This is a genomic window from Pseudomonas sp. GM60 (assembly GCF_000282415.1).
Taxonomy (GTDB): Bacteria; Pseudomonadota; Gammaproteobacteria; order Pseudomonadales; family Pseudomonadaceae; genus Aquipseudomonas; species Aquipseudomonas migulae.
In genome coordinates this window covers 15,081-32,755 of the sequence record NZ_AKJI01000085.1, presented here as the reverse complement: position 1 = coordinate 32,755, position 17,675 = coordinate 15,081, and the positions used below count along the sequence as shown (strand labels likewise).

18 protein-coding genes are annotated in these 17,675 nt (G+C 61.5%); 5 read left to right on the top strand and 13 right to left on the bottom strand.

Annotated elements, in window-relative coordinates; genetic code table 11:
• Nucleotides 1-144 precede the first annotated feature (144 nt).
• From PMI32_RS08765 to PMI32_RS08780, 4 genes are read right to left on the bottom strand one after another with little or no spacing between them, the layout of a single operon-like run.
• Nucleotides 145-435 (bottom strand): (2Fe-2S)-binding protein, encoded by a 291-nt coding sequence (locus PMI32_RS08765; RefSeq protein ID WP_008031927.1) that lies wholly within the window; start codon nt 433-435, stop codon nt 145-147.
• Nucleotides 436-442: 7 nt separating this feature from the next.
• Nucleotides 443-1,237: an ABC transporter permease gene (locus PMI32_RS08770; RefSeq protein ID WP_008031926.1), complete on the bottom strand. Its 795-nt coding sequence runs from the start codon at nt 1,235-1,237 to the stop codon at nt 443-445.
• A gap of 6 nt (nt 1,238-1,243) precedes the next feature.
• Nucleotides 1,244-2,113 (bottom strand): ABC transporter permease, encoded by an 870-nt coding sequence (locus PMI32_RS08775; RefSeq protein WP_008031924.1) that lies wholly within the window; start codon nt 2,111-2,113, stop codon nt 1,244-1,246.
• Nucleotides 2,110-3,129, bottom strand: a complete 1,020-nt coding sequence (locus tag PMI32_RS08780; protein ID WP_008031922.1) for an ABC transporter ATP-binding protein — start codon at nt 3,127-3,129, stop codon at nt 2,110-2,112. The genes PMI32_RS08775 and PMI32_RS08780 overlap by 4 nt, the downstream gene beginning before the upstream one ends.
• A 242-nt stretch (nt 3,130-3,371) precedes the next feature.
• On the opposite strand from PMI32_RS08780, the gene PMI32_RS08785 reads away from it, so the two are divergent.
• On the top strand, nt 3,372-4,208 hold the full coding sequence (locus PMI32_RS08785; RefSeq protein WP_008031920.1) for an IclR family transcriptional regulator: 837 nt from the start codon (nt 3,372-3,374) through the stop codon (nt 4,206-4,208).
• Between the two features lie 114 nt (nt 4,209-4,322).
• On the opposite strand, the gene PMI32_RS08790 is transcribed toward PMI32_RS08785, so the two are convergent.
• Together PMI32_RS08790 and PMI32_RS08795 are read right to left on the bottom strand one after the other, a co-directional pair.
• Nucleotides 4,323-5,075: an anti-sigma factor family protein gene (locus PMI32_RS08790; protein WP_008031919.1), complete on the bottom strand. Its 753-nt coding sequence runs from the start codon at nt 5,073-5,075 to the stop codon at nt 4,323-4,325.
• Complete coding sequence (locus PMI32_RS08795; RefSeq protein ID WP_032828950.1) at nt 5,072-5,578, bottom strand: sigma-70 family RNA polymerase sigma factor; 507 nt, start codon at nt 5,576-5,578, stop codon at nt 5,072-5,074. The genes PMI32_RS08790 and PMI32_RS08795 overlap by 4 nt, the downstream gene beginning before the upstream one ends.
• A gap of 158 nt (nt 5,579-5,736) precedes the next feature.
• On the opposite strand from PMI32_RS08795, the gene PMI32_RS08800 reads away from it, so the two are divergent.
• The gene (locus PMI32_RS08800) at nt 5,737-6,822 is read left to right on the top strand and encodes a catalase family peroxidase (RefSeq protein ID WP_008031914.1); all 1,086 of its coding nucleotides are present in this window, start codon (nt 5,737-5,739) and stop codon (nt 6,820-6,822) included.
• The gene (locus PMI32_RS08805; RefSeq protein ID WP_008031911.1) at nt 6,819-7,367 is read left to right on the top strand and encodes a cytochrome b; all 549 of its coding nucleotides are present in this window, start codon (nt 6,819-6,821) and stop codon (nt 7,365-7,367) included. Before PMI32_RS08800 ends, PMI32_RS08805 begins: the two co-directional genes overlap by 4 nt.
• Here the strand turns inward: PMI32_RS08805 and PMI32_RS08810 are convergent.
• Nucleotides 7,364-8,569 (bottom strand): MFS transporter, encoded by a 1,206-nt coding sequence (locus PMI32_RS08810; RefSeq protein WP_008031909.1) that lies wholly within the window; start codon nt 8,567-8,569, stop codon nt 7,364-7,366. The two genes, PMI32_RS08805 and PMI32_RS08810, sit on opposite strands and share 4 nt — an antisense overlap.
• A 94-nt stretch (nt 8,570-8,663) precedes the next feature.
• Here PMI32_RS08810 and PMI32_RS08815 point away from each other — a divergent pair, with 94 nt between their 5' ends.
• Nucleotides 8,664-9,110 carry a winged helix-turn-helix transcriptional regulator gene (locus PMI32_RS08815; RefSeq protein ID WP_008031907.1) on the top strand — a complete coding sequence of 149 codons (447 nt, stop codon included), beginning with the start codon at nt 8,664-8,666 and terminating at the stop codon, nt 9,108-9,110.
• Nucleotides 9,111-9,149: 39 nt separating this feature from the next.
• Here PMI32_RS08815 and PMI32_RS08820 read toward each other — a convergent pair whose 3' ends face one another.
• A complete protein-coding gene (locus PMI32_RS08820; protein ID WP_008031906.1) occupies nt 9,150-10,301 on the bottom strand; it encodes a M14 family metallopeptidase in 1,152 nt (383 codons plus the stop codon).
• A 486-nt stretch (nt 10,302-10,787) separates the two neighbouring features.
• Complete coding sequence (locus PMI32_RS08825) at nt 10,788-11,129, bottom strand: DUF6124 family protein (RefSeq protein ID WP_008031904.1); 342 nt, start codon at nt 11,127-11,129, stop codon at nt 10,788-10,790.
• 130 nt (nt 11,130-11,259) lie between these two features.
• Between PMI32_RS08825 and PMI32_RS08830 the strand changes: the two genes are divergently transcribed.
• Complete coding sequence (locus PMI32_RS08830; protein ID WP_008031901.1) at nt 11,260-11,907, top strand: LexA family protein; 648 nt, start codon at nt 11,260-11,262, stop codon at nt 11,905-11,907.
• Nucleotides 11,908-11,946: 39 nt separating this feature from the next.
• Here the strand turns inward: PMI32_RS08830 and PMI32_RS08835 are convergent, their stop codons facing one another.
• The 4 genes from PMI32_RS08835 to PMI32_RS08850 form a co-directional block, all read right to left on the bottom strand.
• Nucleotides 11,947-13,896, bottom strand: coding sequence for an acetyl/propionyl/methylcrotonyl-CoA carboxylase subunit alpha (locus PMI32_RS08835; RefSeq protein WP_008031898.1), 1,950 nt, complete (start codon nt 13,894-13,896; stop codon nt 11,947-11,949).
• Complete coding sequence (locus tag PMI32_RS08840) at nt 13,896-14,711, bottom strand: gamma-carboxygeranoyl-CoA hydratase (RefSeq protein WP_008031896.1); 816 nt, start codon at nt 14,709-14,711, stop codon at nt 13,896-13,898. Before PMI32_RS08840 ends, PMI32_RS08835 begins: the two co-directional genes overlap by 1 nt.
• 126 nt (nt 14,712-14,837) lie before the next feature.
• A complete protein-coding gene (locus PMI32_RS08845) occupies nt 14,838-16,445 on the bottom strand; it encodes a carboxyl transferase domain-containing protein (protein WP_008031895.1) in 1,608 nt (535 codons plus the stop codon).
• Between the two features lie 12 nt (nt 16,446-16,457).
• Nucleotides 16,458-17,621, bottom strand: a complete 1,164-nt coding sequence (locus PMI32_RS08850) for an isovaleryl-CoA dehydrogenase (RefSeq protein ID WP_008031893.1) — start codon at nt 17,619-17,621, stop codon at nt 16,458-16,460.
• Nucleotides 17,622-17,675: the final 54 nt, after the last annotated feature.

Sequence of the window (17,675 nt, the reverse complement as noted above, 5' to 3'; positions counted from 1 at the left end):
TTTGTGCTCGACGCAGATCCCCTGTAGGAGCTGGCTTGCCGGCGATGGGGCCCTCACATTCAACATCGATGTCGGCTGATACGCCGCCATCGCGAGCAGGCTCGCTCCTACAGGGGATTCGGGTTGGGGAGATGTAATGTGTGTTCATAGCGATCGCCCCGGTTCGCGGCTTATGTGTTCGCCGGCTTCTAGCAACGTCGAACACGCACGCACTCGCCGGCCATCGCCCAGGCGAACCCAGCAGTCCTGGCACGCGCCCATCAAGCAAAAACCGGCGCGGGGCTGCGCGCTGAAATCGCTGCCGCGCAAGTGCTCGCTGCAGGTCAGCACGGCGGACAGCACGGTGTCGCCGAGCAGCCCGCTGGCCGGTGCGCCGTCGAGGGTAAAGTTCACGGCCGGGCGGTCGCCTTCGGCCAGTCGTTTCAGCAGAGCCATGGCGCCCTCATTGTTTACCCACCAGAACCCGATCCAGGCCGTAGACCCGATCAAGCAGAATCATCGTCAGCGCGGTCAGCGCGATCACCAGGGCCGACACCGCCGCCATCATCGGATCGATGGACTCAGTGGCGTACACGTACATACGCACCGGCAAGGTTTGCGTGGCCGGCGAGGTGACGAAGATCGACAGCGTCACCTCGTCAAAACTGTTGATGAACGCCAGCAGCCAGCCACCGGCGACCCCCGGCAGAATCATCGGCAAGGTGATTTGGCGAAACAGCGTGAAGCGCCCGGCACCCAGCGATTGCGCCGCGTGTTCGGCGCTGCGATCCAGACCAATGGCCGAGGCCAGCACCAGTCGCAGCACATACGGCGTGATCACCAGCACGTGAGCAAAGATCAGCCAGGCGAAGCTGCCGTTGACGCCCATCAGCGCAAACAAGCGCAGCAGTGCCACGCCCAGCACCAGATGCGGAATGATGATCGGCGACAGAAACAGGCCATTGAAAAAGTCCCGGCCAGGAAACTCGAAACGGGTGATTGCCAACGCCGCCGGCACCGCAATCAACGTCGCCAGGCTGGCCGCGCAGAACGCCAGGATCAGGCTGTTGTAAAACGCATCGACAAAGTCGGCACGCTCGAACACCGCGCGGAACCAACGCAGGGAAAACTCCGTGGTCGGCAGACTCAGGGTGTTTTCCGGGGTGAACGCCACGAGGCAGACCACCACCAGCGGCGCCAGCATGAACACCACCACCAGGGTATGGAACAGCAGGGCGAAAGGACCGTTCTTGGACATGACGAGTTATCCCAATGACTTCTTGTAGCGGCCTTCGATCATCCGGTTCCACGACAGCATGATCAGCAGGTTGAGCAACAGCAGAGCGACGGCGATGGCGGCGCCCATCGGCCAGTTGAGCTCCGACAGGTACTGGTCGTAGATCAGCGTGGCGACCATCTTGATCCGGCGCCCGCCGAGCAGGCCGGGAATGGCAAAGGAGCTGGCCGCGAGGCCGAACACGATCAACGTGCCGGACAACACGCCGGGCATGATTTGCGGCAACACCACCTGGCGCATCACCGTGAAGTGACTGGCACCCAGCGACATCGCTGCTTGTTCGGCGGCCGGGTCGAGTTTTTGCAGCGAGGTCCAGACCGGAATGATCATGAACGGCAACATCACGTGAACCAGTGCAATCACCACCGCGAACGGCGTGTACAACAGCTTCATCGGTGAGCCGCCGAAGGCTTGCAGTGTCTGGTTGACCAGACCGTCGGCGCCGAGCAAGAGGCTCCAGCCGAAGGCGCGCACCACCACCGAAATCAGCAACGGCGTGAGGATCAGAATCAAGAAAATCGAACGCCATGGCGCGCCCATGCGGCTGAGGATGTAAGCCTCGGGCACGCCGATCACCACGCAAAGCAGGGTGGTCAGGGCGCTGATCCAGAACGTGCGCAAAAAGATTTCGTAGAAGTACGGATCACCCAGCAGGCTGCTGTAATGGTCGACGGTGTAGGCGTCGTCGTTGATGCCCGAGCTGTAGTCGAAGACGTTGAACGACAACACCAGCGTCAGCAGCAGCGGGATCACCAGCAGGCAGACGTACAACGCCAGCGCCGGTGCCGATAACAAATAACCCTGACGTCCCTGGCGAACAGCCACGAGCGTACTCATGCCGACACCTCGTCGACACTCAGCACCCGCAGCAGCGCCGTGTCCCAGTCGAGGCCGACCGGTGTGCCTTCGTTCAGTGGTGCCGAGCCGTCGTTGCGGCGCACCACGCTGAGTTCACCGAGGCTGGTCGAAACGCCGTACAACCATTGGCTGCCGAGAAAGAAGCGGCTGACGATCCTGCCTGGCAGGCGGCCGTGATCTTTGTCCCGCAGATCGATTTTTTCCGGACGCAGGCTCAGGGTCAGTTCACCGCCGCTGCGCACCTGAACCACACCCGCACTGTCTCGTTCGCCGGGCAGCAGATTGGCCTTGCCGACGAAGCCGGAAATGAACTCGGTGCGCGGGTGTTCGTAAAGGGTGTAGGGCGCGTCGATCTGGGTGATGCGCCCGGCCTGCATCACCACCACGCGGTCGCTGATGGACAGCGCTTCGGACTGGTCGTGGGTGACCATCAACGTGGTGATCCCGACTTCGCGCTGGATGCGGCGGATCTCGAATTGCATCTCTTCGCGCAGGTTGGCGTCGAGGTTGGACAGCGGCTCGTCGAGCAACAGCACCGGCGGCTCGATCACCAGGGCGCGGGCCAGCGCCACACGCTGGCGCTGACCACCGGACAGTTCGCGTGGGTAACGTTCTGCGTGCTGGTCCAGACGCACCAGTTTCAACACCCGATCCACGCGCTGCTGCAACTCGCCGTTGGGCACTTTGCGCATGCGCAGGCCGAAGGCGACGTTGTCTTTGACAGTCATGTGCGGGAACAGCGCGTAACTCTGGAACACCACGCCCAAGCCACGGCTGGCGGGTTTGGCGTGGGTAATGTCGCGACCGTCCAGCAGAATGCGCCCGCTGGTGACTTCGACGAAGCCGGCGATCATTTGCAGGGTGGTGGTTTTGCCACAGCCGGAAGGGCCGAGCAGGGACACGAACTCGCCTTTCTCGACCGAGAGGTGAGTGGCGACGACGGCATCGATGTCGCCGTAACGTTTGCCGAGTCCTTCAAGTTGCACAAAAGCCATAACTGCGCTCCACCTGAGATTGTTATGCGCGGCCTGAGGTCGCGCTTTTTTGTATGGGCAGATACGAAAGGGTGTTGCGGGGTGCGTTGGCGCTCGACTTGGGTCGGCTGCCGCTGTTGTTCGAATCGCCCCTGTGGACGCAGATTAGGACGAAGACTAGGATGGGCTCAATGGCCTATTTCACTGAAGCGATGACTATTTTCAGTTTCATTCGGTGAGTAAATTAATTGTCGAGAAATGGCATGACTGATTCCATTGAGCGGAATGAAAACAAAAATGAAGTCGGCGTCGGTGCGGTATCCCGGCTGTTTGCGGTGCTGCGCAGTCTGGGTGACACCGTCGAGGGCGGAGAGCGCGTGACGCAACTGGCCCAGCGCATTGGTTTGTCGCAACCGACCACGCACCGTTTGCTGCGCAGCCTGATGGACGAGGGCATGGTCGAGCAGGATGTGCGCAGCAAACGCTATCGCCTGAGCCTGGATTTTTTTGCGCTGGCGGCGCGTGCCGGCAATACCGGAAACCTGCGCGAACTGGTGCGGCCGTCGTTGCTGCGGTTGTCGGCTTCGCTGGGGGATTCATTGTTTCTACTGGCGCGCAGTGGTTTTGATGCGATCTGCCTGGACCGCAGTGAAGGGCCGTTTCCGATTCGCACCTTTACCGGTGACATCGGCGGGCGGGTGGCGTTGGGCGTGGGCCAGGGCAGTCTGGCGATTCTGGCGTTCCTGCCGGAAGAGGAGCGCGACACGGTGATCCATTACAACCTGCCGCGGCTGAAGGATTTTCACCTGTACGACGAGGTGTTCCTGCGTTCGGAAGTCGAGAACGTGCGCGCCCTCGGTTATGCCGGGCGCAACACCGGCGTGCTGCAAGGCATGGCCGGCGTGGCGGTGCCGATTCTGGATCGCGAGGGGCGAGCGGTGGCGGCGTTGAGTGTGGCCACCGTGAGTGACCGATTGGGCCCGGATCGCTTGCCGACGGTGGTGGAGATGCTCAAGCGCGAAGCAGCGCTGATCGGGCCGCGGATCAATCCGTTTGATCCGTTGTTGCGCAGGCCATCCCAAGTCTTCGGCCAAAGCTGAACACACCGCAAATCCCTTGTAGGAGCCGGCTTGCCGGCGATAGCGGTTTATCTGTCACATCAATATCGACTGATGCACCGCTATCGCCGGCAAGCCGGCTCCTACAGGGGGGACTCAGAATTGCACGGTCTGCTTGAGCATCTGCGCCGTCGGCGTATCGCTCGGGCTGACCATCGCGTAGTTGTAACCGCTGCCGGACCAGTACTCAGCCTGCAAACCGCCGTCACTGCGACTGCCCCTGGGCAGCAAGAAATTCTTCGGACCCGGCGGGCGCACGTAGAAGCTGACTTTGTGCCCGCTACGATCCTCATAAACCACCATCGCCGCCGGCCCTTGCTCAGTGCTGAGCAAGCGCCCGCTGACCGGTTTGAACCCCGCGCCGGAAAGGTCTGGCAAGCGATGGGCCTGCGTGAAATAGCGGTCGAGCCAGCCCTGCATATCGCCGTCATCGCTGACCTTGTAATCGGCCGGCAGCATGCCTTGCTGGGCAAACAGCCGATAAGCCTGCATCGCGTCGGCCATCGGCGCCGCCGCGCTGAGGAGGGTCATCTCCCGCGCCTTCCAACCGCTGAAGCCGCCGATGCTCACGGCAATCAGCAACACCGCGGCGCTGGCCAGATGGCGGAGTGATTGGCGTTTGAGGCGTTGGCGAATCAGCGCCGGGTCGAGGGCCGGGTTGGCGGGTTGCTGCAACGCACCGCTCAGGGCCGCGCGCAGTTGCTGGGCGTCCTGCTGCCAGGCGCGAACCTGTGCGGATATTTCCATGTTGCCGGCCAGAAAAGTCTCTACCAGACGTCGGTCGTCATCATTGAGCTGGTGGTCCACATACGCGTGCAGGTCACGCTCGCTCGGGGGCATGCTGATCATTTGAGTCTCCGCAGGGAAGGGCGGGTGATTTCGCCGTCGCTGAGTTGGCGCAGGGCCTGGCGGGCGCGGGACAGGCGCGACATGACGGTGCCGACGGGGACGTCGAGAATCTCGGCGACTTCCTTGTAGCTCAGGCCTTCGACCGACACCCAAAGCAGCAGCGCACGCTGTTCGGTGCCGAGCTGATCGAAGGCTTGCAGGGTCGATTGGGCGATCACGGTGCGCTCCACCGACGGTTGGGTTTCGTCCCGTCCGGTAAAGAATTCGAGCATCCGCGCATAACGCCGGGAGCGCCGGTGAGCGTCGAGAAATTGCCGATACAGAATCGAAAACAGCCAGGCGCGCAAGTCGCCTTCGGGGCGTTTGTCGCCCCAACTCGACAGCGCCCGCTCCAGACACGACTGCACCAGATCGTCGGCGCTGCTGGGGTTGCGCGTCAACGACACGGCAAACCGGCGCAATCCGGGAATGATTTCTCTGAGTTGTTCGTCGATCTCGTTCATGAAGTTCTGGCTAGTCACTACGCTGTGGACTAGAGAGACGCCCGGCACTGAAGGTTATTCCACGCCTGAAAAAATAAATACCGCACGATGGAATAAACGTTCGCGGGGTTCGTCTGCTTGATCCTTCTCACTTGTGGCCGATGGCCCTGGAGTCTTTCATGGTAGATCGCTCATCACCGCCCACCCGGCCCCCCTTGAGTGCCGCGAGCCTGACGTTGCGTCTGGCCGGTATTGCCGTGGTGGTCGCTGCAGTGGCCGGGGCATTTGCCTACGTCAACGGCACCTTTGACCCACAGCGACTGACCCCGAAAAAGCTGATCAACGTGCTGGAAACCAACAACGGCGTGCACCCGGGCTTCCGGCGCAATCACTCCAAAGGCGTGTGCGTGATCGGACATTTCGAAAGCAGTGGCGAGGCGCGCAGCTATTCCAGCGCTCAGGTGTTTAATGAGGCGCGGACCCCGGTGGTCGGGCGTTTCGCGTTGCCGGCCGGCAACCCTTATGCGCCGGACAGCGCCGTGCCGATCCGCAGCCTGGCGCTGCGCTTCACCCAGGCCAACGGCCAACAGTGGCGCACCGGGATGAACAGCATGCCGGTGTTCCCGGTGGGCACACCCGAGGCGTTCTATCAATTGCAGCAAGCCCAGTCGCCGGACCCGGCCACCGGCAAACCGAACCCGGCAGCGGTGCCGGCGTTTTTTGGTGCGCACCCGGAGGCCGGGCCGTTCCTGGCCTGGATCAAAACCGCCAAGCCGTCCGCCAGTTACGTGACGGAAACCTATAACAGCGTCAATGCGTTTTACCTGGTCAACGCCGCCGGGCAAAAGCAAGCGGTGCGCTGGAGCATGGTGCCGTTGATGCAGGACGCGGCAGGTGCCACGGCGCCGGAGGGTGGCGATTTCCTCGAGAAAGACCTGCTTCAACGGATTGCCTTGGGGCCGTTGCGTTGGCAGTTGAACATTACGCTGGCCAACCCCGGTGATCCGGTCAACGACGCCAGCAAGGCCTGGCCCGACGGTCGCAAAGTGGTGAACGCCGGCACGCTGGTGCTCGAAAGCACCCAGCCGCAGCTCAATGGCGAATGCCGGGACATCAACTACGACCCACTGGTATTGCCCGCCGGTATCGAAGGTTCCGACGACCCGTTGCTCGCCGCTCGCTCCGCCGGTTACGCCAGTTCCTACTTGCGCCGCACCAGTGAAGTCAGTCAGTTGCCCGCCGCCAAACAGGAGGCTCAACAATGAGCAACCAACCGAACCACTTCGCGCCGCTGGCGCGGCTGCTGCACTGGCTGATGGCGCTGATGATCATTGCCATGCTGTTTATCGGCGCGGGCATGGTCGCTTCTGTCTCTGAGCGGCACGAGTGGCTGATCCATCTGCACAAACCGTTGGGCATTGCCATTCTGTTGCTGGTGATCGTGCGCCTCGCTGTGCGCTTTTCCACCCGCCAACCTCCTTTGCCGGCAGACCTGCCGGGCTGGCAAGCGCTGGCGGCCAAGGCTTCGCATGTCTTGCTGTACGCCTTGATGTTGATCCTGCCGTTGCTCGGCTGGGCGATGATTTCGGCAGCGGGCGACCCGGTGATGCTCAGCAGTTCGTTGCAGTTGCCGTCGATTGTGCCGGCGAACGCGCAGGTGTTTGCGTTCCTGCGCAAGGCGCACGGGTATCTGGCGTACCTGCTGTTTCTGACCGTGCTGCTGCATCTGGCGGCGGCGTTGTTTCACGGTTGGGTGCGGCGTGATGAGGTGCTCGACAGCATGCTGCGGGGCAACAAGGACCGCGGTTAACCGGCTTGCGTGGCGCATCGGGCGGATGCGCCACTTTTCAGCGTCAGCCACCAGTAACCCAATGCCACGGCGTTGATCCCCGCACCCAACAGGCATACCCCGAGCCACCCGGCCCAGGCGTACATCGCCGTCGAGCCGATCGACCCCAGCGCGCTGCCAATCGAATAAAACAGCATGTACCCCGCAGTGAGGCGGCTTTGCGCTTCGGGGCGCACGCTGTAGATCATGCTTTGGCTGGTCACGTGCACGGCCTGCAAACCCAGATCCAGGGTGATCACCCCCAGTAACAAGACCCACAAAGAGGATTGAGTCAGCGCGATCGGCAGCCAGGAGGCCAGCATCAACAACAATGACAAACCGCTGACCCACTGACCTAAACCACGATCAGCCAAATGCCCGGCACGCGCGGCGGCCAGTGCTCCGGCGGCGCCAGCCAGTCCGAACAAGCCGATTTGTGTGTGGGACAACGACAGCGGCGGGGCACTCAGCGGCAACACCATGGGCGTCCACAGCACCATGGCACTGGCGAAGGTCAGTAATGCGAGCACCGCCCGTTGACGCAACACCGGTTCTTCCGTGAACAACCTGAACACCGAGCCGAGCAATGCGCCATAGGAACTGGCCGGTTGCGTGTCCTCGTGTTTGGGCAGCACACGCAACAGCAGCAACGCCATCACCAGGGTCAACCCCGCCGACAACAGATAAATCGAGCGCCAGCCGGCCAGGTCGGCCATGCCGCCTGCCACCGTCCGGGCCAACAAAATGCCGACGACGATGCCGCTGGTGACCACGCCGACCACACGCCCGCGCTGCGCCGGGATGGCCAATGTCGCGGCGTAGGCCACCAACACTTGGGTGACCACCGCCAACAACCCGGTCAACGTCATCCCGAGCAACAGCCAGGTGCTGTTCGAGGCTAACGCGATCATCAACAACGCCAGCGCCGACAACAGGGTTTGCGTGACGATCAGGCGTCGTCGGTTCAGCAGATCGCCGAGCGGCACCAGCAACAACAATCCGACGCCGTAACCGGTCTGGGTGAGCGTGACGACGATGCCGATGGTGGCGGGGTCCATGGCAAACGCCTCGGCCATCGCATCGAGCAAGGGTTGCGCGTAGTACACGTTGCCGACGGCCAGTCCGCAGGCGACGGCGAACAGCAACACGACGCCGCTGCTGAGTGTTGTGTGAGTGGGCTTCATGCCGGGCTCCAAAAGTGGTTTCTAAATAAAACCAGTTGTACGGTAAGCAAGCTGGTTTTATATTGCAACCACATTTGTTTTCGAGAGCGCAGGCATGGCCAAGCGTACAAGCATGGAGAGCGCCGAATGCCCGGTGGCCCGTTCACTGGATGCCATCGGCGATTGGTGGTCGTTGCTGATCGTGCGCGATGCGTTCGACGGCATTCGCCGGTTCGGTGAGTTCCAGCGCAATCTGGGCATGGCGAAGAACATTCTCTCGGCACGATTGCGCACGTTGGTGAGCCACGGGATTTTCGATCTGGTGCCGGCGTCGGATGGCAGCGCGTATCAGGAATACGTGCTGACGGAGAAGGGCAAAGGCCTGTTCCCGTTGATCATCGGCTTGCGGCAGTGGGGCGAGGCGTTTTTCTATGAGGACGGGGAGGCGCACTCGCGGGTGGTTGACCGCGACAACGGTCGACCGGTGCGGCCATTGGAATTGCGCGCCGAGGACGGGCGATTGCTGGGGCCGGAGGATTGTGTGCGAGTGGCGGCCGAATGAGGCGTGGCTGCATGCCTGGCATGCAGCCATTGTGGAGGATCAGCGCAAGGTATCGACCATGTCCGCCACGGTCGTCAGCACATCCTTGCCCAGTTGCTTCGAACGCTTGCCGGACCAGCCAGTCAACGGATCCGGTTTGTCGTTGTTGTCCTTGAACGGCATCTCCAGAGTCAACGACAGGCAGTCGAATTTCTGACCGACGCTGTTGCACGCCAGGGTCATGTTGGCTTTGCCCGGCTCGTCGCGGGTGTAGCCGTGCTTGGTCTGGAAGTCCTTGGTCAGGTGTTTCAGATGACTGCGGAAATGCTCTTCGAGTTTTTCGATCCGCGGCGTGTAGCCTGGGTTGCCCTCGCAACCGGCAGTGAACACGTAGGGGATTTCTTCATCGCCATGGATGTCGAGGAACAGGTCGACGCCGTACTTTTCCATCTGTTGCTGAGCGAACAGCACTTCCGGACTGATCTCCTGACTGGCGCTCTGCCAGGCGCGGTTGAGGTCCTGGCCCATGGCGTTGGTGCGCAGGTGACCGTGAAAGGCACCGTCCGGGTTCATGTTCGGCACCAGATACAGGTCGGCGCTGGCCAGCAGTTTGTTCAGCACTGGATCGTCGTGCCTTTCCAGGCGTTCGATCACACCTTCCATGAACCACTCGGCCATGTGTTCGCCGGGGTGTTGCTGGGCAATCATCCAGACCTTGCGCCGGCCTTCGGCGCCGGTGCCTTTGCGCAGCAACTGAATGTCACGACCTTCGACACTCTTGCCGGTGGCCAGCAGTTCAGTGCCGGCCTTGGTCAGCGCCTGTTCGATCAACCAGTCATGGCGGCCACGGCTGTAGGGTTCGAAGTAGGCAAACCAGGCGTGGGTGGCCGTGGCTTCGAGGCTGAAACGCAGGCAGTCGCCTTCGAAGATGGTCGGCACCCGGAACCAGTTGACGTGGTCGTAGGACGCCACTGCCTGATAGCCATCCCAGGCTTTGTTGTACGAGGATTTGCTGGCATTGTTCAGACGAAACCAGTGTTCCTGTCCGACGTGCAAACCGCTGGCCTTGAAGTGAAACCACTGAAAATGCTGGCTGCGGGTGTCTGGCTTGATGGCCAGCAGGGCTTGCAACGGATTGCTGATGTCCAGCACTTCAATGTTGCCGCTGTCGAAGTTGGCGCTGATGTCGAAAGAAGATCTAGCCACGGTCATAATCGATTCCTGAATATGATTTTTTATGGCTGATACTTTACACGCTGGGAAGGGAAAAACCGGGGGAAATTGCGGGGGGAAAGGGGGGCGTCCTCCTTGACGCCGTCGCAGCTTAGAGACTGTGCGATTGATTCTCAAGTGCTATTTACCATTAGTTTGGCCCAATGTTGCCGGGCTTCTCTTGCCAACAGATATTCTTTTGATATTATCCGCGCCATCGAATTTGCAGCACCCAAAGACTTCATTAGCCTGAAGGTAAAGCCAGAATAACTGGCAAAAAAAAGACCCGGCAAAAAGCCGGGTCAAAAACCGTGATTAGCCTGATGAGGAGATAGTCCAGGAGACCGACCTAAGGTCACTTGGACAATCGACTGATCTCGCGACCAGCTGTATGCAATAATAATCATTCTCGTTTGCAAGTCAAACGATTTTATCTGCGTGATTGGAAAATTCTTTCCCGCGCCCCGCGAAATATCCCTGCCTGCCTTATGCGTGATGATTCCCGTCGAGGGATCGGTCCAGCAACGCCTTGGCCATATCGATCATATGCACCGTCGAAAACGCCAGGTCCCGGTGCACGCCCTGCAGATTGTTCGCCGACTCGTACGCTGTGGCGGCGGCGCAGCGCAACAGGTCTGAGGCGCGCACCAGTGCTTCCTCGCAGCTGACATTGCGGTTCACATCAAAAAAACGCTCCTCTTCCACCGCTTCGGACACAGCTGGTTTCAAGTAATAGTCCAGGGCGCGCTGCGCGGCGGCCGAGCCTTTTGGCGAGGTGAGGGAGGTGTCGATCTGCATGTCTGGCAAGTCATTGCTGGGGATGGTCATGGCGATGGCAAAGCTCCGTGTTAGATTCAAATCCGTGATCCAATCGTAGTACGAACTGTATTTGTGACGAGAATTTAAATACTACAAGTTGTGTTTTGCTGGCCGGAGGCGCCCACGTATCGTGCCGCACATGGATAAATGGATTGAATTGGTCAAGGCCAAGATGAGTGAGCTCAAAGTCACTCAGGAAATACTCGCCGACCGCCTGGGGATGTCCCAGGGCGGCGTCGGCCATTGGCTGAACAAACGTCGCCAACCGGGCATCGATGACATGAACCGTGTGCTGCACGCACTGGGCATGGAGTTTCTCGAGGTGGCGCTGGTGATCCGCGAGCCGGACATTGCTAAGGAGGAAAGCCAGGATCTGGTGCGCAAGTACAACCCGTACTTCCGTTACCCGGTCAGTGACTGGCGCGAATCCTGCGAGGTGCGTGACGGTGAGCCGACGGTCTATGACACGGCGCGTTTCGAACTGACTGACTACCACGCTCAGGGCGCGGCGTTCTGGTTGTCCGTGGTGGGCGATGCGATGACTGCACCGAGCGGTGTCAGCATCGCCGAGGGCATGATGATCCTGGTGGACCCGGCCATTGTGCCGGAGCCCGGGAAACTGGTGATCGCCCAATGGCCGGACAGCACTGAAGCGACGTTCCGCAAACTGATCGAAGAGGGCGGGCAGCGTTACCTGGTCCCGCTCAATCCGACGTATCCGAAAGCCCTTTACACCGAAGCCTGCCGAATCATCGGCGTAGTGGTTCAGGCAACGGCCAGGTTCTGATCAGATCGGTCCTCGCAATGCGTAGGACCGATCCGCATTTCAGGCTTCTTCCAGCTCGACCAATGCACTGCCTTCGCTGACCATCTCGCCTTCCTGGCAATACAGCGCTTTGATCACCCCGGCGTGTGGTGCACGAATGCTGTGCTCCATCTTCATCGCCTCCAGCACCACCAATTGCGCCCCGGCTTCGACCGTTTGCCCGGCCTCCACCAGCACCCGCACGATGCTGCCGTTCATGGGCGCAGTGAGCCCGCCGTGATGGCTGTGACTGGCTTCAACGGCACTGATCGGGTCGTAGGACTCGATACGGCGCAATTCACCATCCCATTGCAGATACACAACGCCGCCGCGACGGATTGCCCGATGCTGGCGGCGTACGCCGTTGTGTTCGGTCAGCAGTTGCTCGCCCGCGAGTTGCGCCGATCGGGTAGCGCCCAACGTCAGCGCACGGTCCTGACCTTCGCAGCTCAAATGCAGGGTGATTTCTGTCGGCAATCCGGCACGGAACCCAGTGCCGATCCCCCAAGGCGAACTCAGGTCATCAGCGCGGGTCGTGTCCGGTTGGCTTTGGGAAAATGCCTGCGCCGCGGCTTGCCAGAACTCATCACTGAGCGGCGAGGGCTCTGGCAGCAGTTGCTCCTGGTAACGCGGAATGAACCCGGTATCCAGCTCAGCCGCCGCAAACGCCGGATGTCCAACGATTCGACGCAAGAAGTTGATGTTGGTCTTGAGCCCGCCAATCGCGAACTCATCGAGCATGCTCAGCAAGCGCAGGCGCGCCTGTTCGCGATCCTCACCCCAGGCAATCAGCTTGCCGAGCATCGGGTCGTAGAACGGCGAAATCTCGTCGCCTTCTTCCACGCCGCTGTCGACCCGACGTCCCGGACCTTCGGCCGATTCACGGTACAACTCCAGGCGCCCGGTGGCCGGCAGAAAATCATTGCCCGGGTCTTCGGCGTACAGCCGCACTTCGATCGCATGGCCGATCAGGGGCACTTGATCCTGAGTCATCGGCAGCGCTTCACCGCGTGCCACGCGAATCTGCCAGGCCACCAGATCAAGGCCGGTGATGGCTTCGGTGACCGGGTGTTCGACCTGCAGGCGCGTGTTCATCTCCATGAAGAAGAACTCGCCGCGCGCATCCAGCAAGAACTCCACGGTGCCGGCGCCGACATAACCGATGGCCTGCGCCGAACGCACGGCGGCCTCGCCCATGGCGCGGCGCAGTTCCGGGCTCAAGCCCGGTGCGGGCGCTTCTTCGACGACTTTCTGGTGCCGCCGCTGAATCGAGCAGTCACGTTCGTTGAGGTACAGGCAATTGCCGTGCTGGTCGGCGAAAACCTGGATTTCCACGTGGCGCGGCTTCAGTAGATATTTCTCGACCAGCATCCGCGAATCGCCGAACGAGGATTGCGCTTCACGCTGGGCCGAGGCGAGGGCTTCGGCCAGTTGGCTGACGTCCTCGACCACTTTCATGCCTTTGCCGCCACCGCCCGCCGTCGCCTTGAGCAGCACCGGATAACCGATGCGTTCGCAAGCGTCGCGGAAGGTGTCGAGGTCTTGAGCTTCGCCGTGATAACCGGGCACCAGTGGCACGCCAGCGGTTTCCATCAAGGCCTTGGCGGCGGATTTGCTGCCCATGGCATCGATGGCCGAGGCGGGCGGACCGAGGAAGATCAGGCCAGCTTGTTCGATGGCGCGGGCGAACCCGGCATTCTCGGACAGAAAACCATAACCCGGATGAATCGCCTGCGCGCCGCTGGCCTTGGCGGCGGCGATCAGTTTGTCGATTTGCAGGTAGCTGTCGGCGGCTTTGCTGCCACCGAGGTCAACGCGAATGTCCGCTTCGCGGCTGTGCCGCGCTTCGCGGTCGGTGGCGCTGTGCACGGCGACGGTGGTCAGGCCCAGGGCCTTGGCGGTGCGCATGACCCGGCACGCGATTTCGCCACGGTTGGCCACCAGCAGAGAGGTAATGACAGGTGCGCTCATCAACGCGGCTCCTTGGGGGTGGTTTCGGCCTGCCAGCTCGGCGGACGTTTTTGCAGAAAGGCGCGCAGGCCTTCCTGGCCTTCGGGGCTGACGCGGATTCGCGCGATGGCATTTTCGGTGTAGCGACGCAGCGCCGGGGTCAGCGCGCCGTTGCCGACTTCACGCAGCAAATCCTTGCTGACGCGCATGGCTGCGGGGCTGTTGAGCAGCAGGTTGTCGATCCATTGCTCGACTTTCTGCTCCAGCTCATTGCCCGGATAACTCTCCGACAACAAGCCGATTTCCCGAGCGCGTTGCCCACCGAAGCGCTCGGCGGTCAGCGCATAACGGCGTGCCGCACGTTCGCCGATGGCTTGCACCACGAACGGGCTGATCACCGCTGGCGCGAGGCCGATGCGTACTTCCGACAGGCAGAACTGCGCGTCGTCGGCGCCGATGGCCATGTCGCAGCAACTGATCAGGCCCAGCGCGCCGCCGAAAGCCGCGCCTTGTACCACGGCCAGCGTCGGAACTTTCAGCTTGGCCAGGTTGTACATCAACTCCGCCAGTTCCCGGGCGTCGTCCAGATTGGTGTGGTAATCGAGTTCGGCCGATTGCTGCATCCACGCCAGGTCGGCGCCGGCGCTGAAATGCTTGCCACGTCCGCGCACCAGCAAAAAGCGCAGGCCGGCGTCGGTCGAGACCTTGTCCAGCGCGAGGATCAGCTCACGGATCATCTCGGCGTTGAACGCGTTGTTCTTTTCTTCCCGGCTGAGCCACAGGGTCGCGAAACCACGCGGGTCGGTCTGCAGTTCGAGGGTGTTGAAGTCGCTCATGTTCATCCGTCTCCACGGTACTTGTAGGAGCGAGGCTTGCTCGCGAAGGACGTTAACGATGACGCGTGCTTTCTGGTTAAACGCACCGCCCTTTCGTCCATCGCGAGCAGGCTCGCTCCTACAGGATCACATCCGGAACACGCCGAAGCGGCTCGGTTCGATTGGCGCGTTCAGCGACGCGGACAAGGCCAGGGCAAGTACATCGCGGGTCTGCGCCGGGTCAATGACGCCGTCGTCCCACAGCCGTGCGCTGGAGTAGTAAGGGTGGCCCTGTTCTTCGTATTGATCGAGGATCGGTTGCTTGATTTCGGCTTCCTGCTCGGCGCTGAAACCATGGCCACCGCGCTCGGCCTGCTCGCGCTTGACCTGCACCAACACGCCCGCCGCTTGCTCGGCGCCCATCACGCCGATGCGTGCATTCGGCCACATCCACAGGAAACGTGGATCGTAGGCCCGCCCGCACATGCCATAGTTACCGGCGCCGAAGCTGCCGCCAATGATCACGGTGAATTTCGGCACCTTGGCGCACGCCACGGCGGTCACCAGTTTTGCGCCGTGCTTGGCGATGCCGCCGGCCTCGTATTTCTGGCCGACCATGAAGCCGGTGATGTTTTGCAGGAACAGCAACGGAATGCCGCGCTGGCAGGCCAGTTCGATGAAGTGCGCACCTTTCTGCGCGGCCTCGGCGAAGAGGATGCCGTTGTTGGCGAGGATCGCGATCGGGTAACCGTGCAAGTGAGCAAAACCGCACACCAAGGTGGTCCCGAACAGCGCCTTGAATTCGTCGAACACCGAACCGTCCACCAGCCGCGCGATCACTTCGCGCACATCGAACGGCTGCTTGGCGTCGGCCGAGACCACGCCATACAACTCGTCGCTGCTGTAGAGGGGGGCGATGGGCGTGCGCTGTTGCAGTTCGCCGAGCTTGTGCCAGTTGAGGTTGGCGATGCTGCGTCGGGCAATGGCCAAGGCGTGTTCATCGCTCTCGGCATAATGGTCGGCGACCCCGGAAATCTTGCAGTGCACATCGGCACCGCCCAGATCTTCGGCGCTGACCACTTCACCGGTCGCGGCTTTCACCAGCGGTGGGCCGGCGAGGAAAATAGTCGCCTGCTCGCGAACCATGATCGCTTCGTCGGCCATCGCTGGCACGTAAGCGCCGCCGGCAGTGCACGAGCCCATGACCACCGCGATTTGCGGAATGCCCATGGCGCTCATGTTGGCCTGGTTGAAGAAGATCCGCCCGAAGTGCTCGCGGTCCGGGAACACTTCATCCTGACGCGGCAGGTTGGCGCCGCCGGAGTCCACCAGATAAATGCACGGCAAGCGGTTCTGCTGAGCGATGGTCTGGGCGCGCAGGTGTTTTTTCACGGTCAGCGGGTAATACGAGCCGCCTTTCACCGTGGCATCGTTGGCCACGATCATGCACTCGACGCCTTCCACTCGACCGATCCCGGCTATCACGCCCGCGGCTGGCACGTCTTCGCCATACACCTCGTAGGCCGCCAATTGGCTGATTTCGAGAAACGGCGAGCCCGGATCGAGCAGGCGATTGATCCGCTCGCGGGGCAGCAATTTGCCCCGCGAAGTGTGGCGTTCTTGCGCTTTCGGACCGCCACCTTGCTGCACTTGCGCGAGCAGGGTGTGCAAGGCGTCGACCTGGGTGAGCATCGCCGCGCTGTTCGCGGCAAACTCCGCCGAACGGGGGTTGAGCTGGGTATGCAGGATAGCCATGGACAGCTCCGTTTAGCGGGTTTCGTTGAACAGTTCGCGACCGATCAGCATGCGACGGATCTCACTGGTGCCGGCGCCGATTTCGTACAGCTTGGCGTCACGCAGCAGACGACCGGCCGGGAATTCGTTGATGTAACCGTTGCCGCCGAGAATCTGGATCGCGTCGAGGGCCATTTGCGTGGCGCGCTCGGCGCTGTAGAGGATCACGCCGGCGGCATCCTTGCGCGTGGTTTCGCCGCGCTCGCAGGCCTGGGCCACCGCATAAAGGTAGGCGCGGCTGGCGTTGAGTTGGGTGTACATGTCGGCGACTTTGCCCTGGATCAGCTGGAATTCGCCGATGCTTTGGCCGAACTGCTTGCGGTCGTGGATGTACGGCACGATCAGGTCCATGCACGCCTGCATGATCCCGGTCGGGCCGCCGGACAGAACGACACGCTCGTAGTCGAGGCCGCTCATCAGCACTTTCACGCCGCCGTTGAGCACGCCGAGGATGTTTTCTTCCGGCACTTCGACGTCATCGAAGAACAGCTCGCAGGTGTTGGAGCCGCGCATGCCGAGCTTGTCAAACTTGTTGCTGCGGCTGAAGCCTTTCCAGTCGCGCTCGACGATGAACGCGGTGATGCCGTGCGGGCCTTTTTCCAGGTCGGTCTTGGCGTAGATCACGTAGGTGTTGGCGTCGGGACCGTTGGTGATCCAGGTTTTGCTGCCGTTGAGCACGTAGTGATCACCACGTTTGTCGGCGCGCAATTTCATCGAGACCACGTCGGAACCGGCATTCGGTTCACTCATGGCCAGGGCGCCGATGTGCTCGCCGCTGATCAGCTTCGGCAGGTATTTGCTTTTCTGTTCGTGATTGCCGTTGCGGTTGATCTGGTTCACGCAGAGGTTGGAGTGCGCGCCGTAGGACAGGGCGACCGACGCCGAACCGCGGCTGATTTCTTCCATGGCCACCACGTGCGCCAGATAACCCAGGCCAGCACCGCCGTATTCTTCCGGGACGGTAATGCCGAGCAGGCCCATGTCGCCGAACTTGCGCCACAGGTCGGCGGGGAACAGGTTGTCGATGTCGATCTGAGCGGCGCGCGGGGCGATCTCTTTGGCGACGAAGGACTGGACCTGATCGCGCAGCATGTCGATGGTTTCACCGAGGGCAAAGTTCAGGGATGGATAGCTCATGGGTCACCTTTTGGCTTTTTTGTAGGGCGGGGAGGGGCGTGATTTGGCTCTCAC

Coding starts and splice junctions, on each gene's coding strand:
- PMI32_RS08795 (WP_032828950.1), bottom strand. CDS start 5,578: ATGAACGAGATCGACGAACAACTCAGAGAAATCATTCCCGGATTGCGC.
- PMI32_RS08810 (WP_008031909.1), bottom strand. CDS start 8,569: ATGAAGCCCACTCACACAACACTCAGCAGCGGCGTCGTGTTGCTGTTC.
- PMI32_RS08830 (WP_008031901.1), top strand. CDS start 11,260: ATGGATAAATGGATTGAATTGGTCAAGGCCAAGATGAGTGAGCTCAAA.
- PMI32_RS08775 (WP_008031924.1), bottom strand. CDS start 2,113: ATGAGTACGCTCGTGGCTGTTCGCCAGGGACGTCAGGGTTATTTGTTA.
- PMI32_RS08835 (WP_008031898.1), bottom strand. CDS start 13,896: ATGAGCGCACCTGTCATTACCTCTCTGCTGGTGGCCAACCGTGGCGAA.
- PMI32_RS08800 (WP_008031914.1), top strand. CDS start 5,737: ATGGTAGATCGCTCATCACCGCCCACCCGGCCCCCCTTGAGTGCCGCG.
- PMI32_RS08825 (WP_008031904.1), bottom strand. CDS start 11,129: ATGACCATCCCCAGCAATGACTTGCCAGACATGCAGATCGACACCTCC.
- PMI32_RS08850 (WP_008031893.1), bottom strand. CDS start 17,621: ATGAGCTATCCATCCCTGAACTTTGCCCTCGGTGAAACCATCGACATG.
- PMI32_RS08845 (WP_008031895.1), bottom strand. CDS start 16,445: ATGGCTATCCTGCATACCCAGCTCAACCCCCGTTCGGCGGAGTTTGCC.
- PMI32_RS08765 (WP_008031927.1), bottom strand. CDS start 435: ATGGCTCTGCTGAAACGACTGGCCGAAGGCGACCGCCCGGCCGTGAAC.
- PMI32_RS08805 (WP_008031911.1), top strand. CDS start 6,819: ATGAGCAACCAACCGAACCACTTCGCGCCGCTGGCGCGGCTGCTGCAC.
- PMI32_RS08785 (WP_008031920.1), top strand. CDS start 3,372: ATGACTGATTCCATTGAGCGGAATGAAAACAAAAATGAAGTCGGCGTC.
- PMI32_RS08820 (WP_008031906.1), bottom strand. CDS start 10,301: ATGACCGTGGCTAGATCTTCTTTCGACATCAGCGCCAACTTCGACAGC.
- PMI32_RS08815 (WP_008031907.1), top strand. CDS start 8,664: ATGGCCAAGCGTACAAGCATGGAGAGCGCCGAATGCCCGGTGGCCCGT.
- PMI32_RS08780 (WP_008031922.1), bottom strand. CDS start 3,129: ATGGCTTTTGTGCAACTTGAAGGACTCGGCAAACGTTACGGCGACATC.
- PMI32_RS08840 (WP_008031896.1), bottom strand. CDS start 14,711: ATGAGCGACTTCAACACCCTCGAACTGCAGACCGACCCGCGTGGTTTC.
- PMI32_RS08770 (WP_008031926.1), bottom strand. CDS start 1,237: ATGTCCAAGAACGGTCCTTTCGCCCTGCTGTTCCATACCCTGGTGGTG.
- PMI32_RS08790 (WP_008031919.1), bottom strand. CDS start 5,075: ATGATCAGCATGCCCCCGAGCGAGCGTGACCTGCACGCGTATGTGGAC.